Annotated in this window: 1 pseudogene; it reads left to right on the top strand. The window is 38.5% G+C overall.

Annotation, left to right across the window (positions count from 1 at the left end):
• Positions 1 to 545: pseudogene (locus tag NE054_RS08495) on the top strand (5-methyltetrahydropteroyltriglutamate--homocysteine S-methyltransferase); the annotation flags it as partial.

Genomic DNA, 545 nt, shown 5'->3' on the forward strand with positions numbered 1-545 from the left:
TTGGGCAAAGAAATGCTCATTTGATGATGTTTTAAAAGTTGCAAAAGAGCTAAAGGCAAGACACTGGGCGTATCAAAGAGATGCGAGAGTAGAGTTTATAAGCTCAAATGATTTCTCACTTTATGACAATATGCTCGACACCTCTATTATGTTAGGTGCAATTCCAAAAAGATTTGCTCATTTAAAGAGCGAGGAACTTTACTTTGCAATGGCAAGAGGCAACGAGGAGTGCGTGGCTATGGAGATGACAAAGTGGTTTAATACAAACTACCACTACATAGTTCCTGAACTAAATCTTGAAGAGAGTTATGCACTTAATGCTTCTAAAATTATAGATGAGTATCGCGAGGCAAAAGCTCTTGGCATCCAAACAAAGATAAATATCATCGGTCCTATAACATATCTGGGACTTAGCAAAAGAGTTGACCGCGGCGATGTTTATGAGCTTTGGGGCAAAATAGTTCCCCTTTATGAAGAGCTTTTAAAAGTCATAAGCACTCTTGATGATAAAATAGTCGTGCAGATAGACGAGCCGATTTTTGCAA

It is taken from the genome of Sulfurihydrogenibium sp., from assembly GCF_027448985.1.
GTDB lineage: Bacteria > Aquificota > Aquificia > Aquificales > Hydrogenothermaceae > Sulfurihydrogenibium.